Source organism: Pseudorhodobacter sp. (assembly GCF_030452865.1).
In the GTDB taxonomy this organism is placed as follows: Bacteria; Pseudomonadota; Alphaproteobacteria; order Rhodobacterales; family Rhodobacteraceae; genus Pseudorhodobacter.
In genome coordinates this window covers 1-2456 of sequence record NZ_JAKDLJ010000480.1, presented here as the reverse complement: position 1 = coordinate 2456, position 2456 = coordinate 1, and the positions used below count along the sequence as shown (strand labels likewise).

The following is a 2456-nucleotide window of genomic DNA, read 5'->3' as shown; positions in this document are numbered from 1 at the left end:
TATCGACCTGTTCGTGAAAGGATAGGGGATGACTTGGGCGGAGGAGTTTGATGTGGGCCATGTGACCCCTTCGGCTTGCCCGGCCTGTGCTGTCGCCCCTTCGGCGGAACGTTTGGCGGTAATGACAAAACCCGCACCAGCCCGCCTGATGCTGTCGCTGCCGACGGCGCATTGTGCGGCCTGCATGTCCACCGTGGAAAACGGCTTGATGAAGGTGCCGGGTGTCGCCTCCGCCCGTGTCAACCTGACGCAGCGCCGCGTCAGCGTTGATGCAGCGGCGGATATTACCGCGGCGGACCTGATCCCGATTCTGGCGGGTCTGGGATATGAAGCGCATGAGCTGGACCCCGGTTTGCTGTCGGTGACCGAAACCGACAGGCAAGGCCGCGATTTGCTGATGCGGCTCGGGGTCGCCGGGTTTGCGATGATGAATGTCATGTTGCTGTCGGTCGCGGTCTGGTCTGGGGCGGCGGATGCGACGCGCGATCTGTTCCACTGGATTTCGGCGGCGATTGCCTTGCCCACGGTGATTTTCGCCGGTCAGCCGTTCTTCAAATCGGCTTGGGCGAGCTTGCGCGCGGGGCGTCTTGGCATGGATGTGCCGATCTCGCTGGCGATCATCCTTGCCTCCTCGATCAGCCTGTATGAAACGCTGCATTCGGGGGTTCACGCCTATTTCGATGCGGCGGTGATGCTTACGTTCTTCCTGTTGGCTGGGCGCTACCTGGACCACCGGACCCGCGCTGTGGCCCGATCCGCCGCGCAGGAGCTCGCCGCACTGGAAGTGCCGCGCGCCTTGCGCGTGCTGAACGGGGTTGAGGAACTTGTCGCCATTTCGGCGCTGAAGGTGGGGGACGTGGTGCGCGTCAGACCCGGTGGTCGGATGCCGGTGGATGGCATCGTGATGGAGGGCAACTCCGAGGTTGACCGCTCTCTTCTGACCGGTGAAAGCCTGCCCGCGCAGGCCGTTCCCGGAACGAGTGTTGCGGCGGGAGAGATCAACCTGACCGGGCCGTTACTGGTGCGCGTTCTTGCTGCGGGGCGCGACAGCAGCCTGCACCGCATGGCCGATCTGGTCGCTGTGGCCGAAAGCGCCAAGACCCATTACACCAGCCTCGCCGAACGCGCAGCACGGGCCTATTCGCCTTTGGTGCACGTTCTTTCTTTCGGAGCTTTCGGGTTCTGGCTCTGGCAAACGGGTGATTTTCGCTATGCGATCAATATTTCGGCGGCGGTGCTGATCATCACCTGCCCCTGTGCCTTGGGCCTTGCGGTGCCTGCTGTGGTGACTGCGGCCAGCGGGCGGCTGTTCCGCAAAGGCTTGCTGATCAAGGACGGCACCGCGTTGGAGCGTCTGGCTGAAGTGGATTGCGTGGTGTTCGATAAAACCGGAACCCTGACGATGGGCACGCCGAAGCCGGCTAACCTGAACGACCTGCCACCTGCTGTTTTGGCCGTGGCAGCGGGGCTTGCCAACGCCTCCCTGCACCCACTCGCGGTCGCGCTGACCAAGGCGCAGGAAGGTCGCGCCGAGGTGACGGATCTGCAAGAAGTGCCGGGCTACGGCATCAAAGGCCAATGGCGGGGTCGCCCTGTGCGCCTTGGTCGCGCGGAGTGGTTGGGTGCCGCAACAGTGGCCGAAACCGCCACTTACCTGTCGGTGGACGGCGAAACCTATGCCATCCGCTTCGCTGACAGCCTGCGCCCCGGTGCTGAAACCGCTGTGGCCGCGATGCAAAAAGCCGGGCTGCGTGTGATGTTGCTTTCGGGCGATGCGGAGTCCCCGGTGGCCGAGTTGGCACAGCGCCTGGGAATTGGCGAGTGGGCTTCCGGCAAACTGCCCGAAGAAAAGCTGGCGACGCTTACGCGCCTGCAAGCGCAGGGCCATAAGGTTCTGATGATCGGCGATGGGCTGAACGATACGGCGGCGCTGGCGGGGGCTTATGTCTCCATCTCGCCTGCATCGGCCTTGGATGCCGCGCGCACGGCATCAGATATTGTCCTTCTGGGGCAGGACATGGCACCGGTCGCCGACGCCTTGCGCATCGCGCGGCAAGCCACCCGGCGCATCCGTGAAAACTTTGCCCTGTCAGGCGGCTATAACGTGATCGCGGTGCCGCTGGCGCTGATGGGGCTGGCCACGCCTTTGATGGCAGCGCTGGCAATGTCGCTGTCGTCGATCACCGTTTCCCTCAATGCGCTGCGGTTGAGGTGACGGAATGGATATCCTCGCCTATCTGATCCCGGTCTCACTGTTTCTTGGCGGCCTCGGCCTGGCCGCCTTCTTCTGGACTTTGAAAAGCAAACAATATGACGACCCGGAAGGTGATGCCGCCCGCATCCTGAAAACGGATTACGACGACCGCCCAAAACCCTGACGCGTCCGCCTTCATCTTGGCGAAAATACCTTCGGGGGGTGTTGCTTTGCCTCTTTCGCAAAGCAACTTTGGGGGGCA

At 63.1% G+C, this 2456-nt stretch carries 2 protein-coding genes; both read left to right on the top strand.

Annotated elements, in window-relative coordinates; genetic code table 11:
* Nucleotides 1-28 precede the first annotated feature (28 nt).
* Nucleotides 29-2215, top strand: coding sequence for a heavy metal translocating P-type ATPase (locus tag L0H65_RS18345; protein WP_301460650.1), 2187 nt, complete (start codon nt 29-31; stop codon nt 2213-2215).
* 4 nt (nt 2216-2219) lie between these two features.
* On the top strand, nt 2220-2378 hold the full coding sequence (ccoS, locus tag L0H65_RS18340; protein ID WP_301460649.1) for a cbb3-type cytochrome oxidase assembly protein CcoS: 159 nt from the start codon (nt 2220-2222) through the stop codon (nt 2376-2378).
* Nucleotides 2379-2456: the final 78 nt, after the last annotated feature.

What these genes read in the sequence shown, in the direction of transcription:
- L0H65_RS18345 (WP_301460650.1), top strand. Translation starts at nt 29, where the DNA reads ATGACTTGGGCGGAGGAGTTTGATGTGGGCCATGTGACCCCTTCGGCT.
- ccoS (WP_301460649.1), top strand. Translation starts at nt 2,220, where the DNA reads ATGGATATCCTCGCCTATCTGATCCCGGTCTCACTGTTTCTTGGCGGC.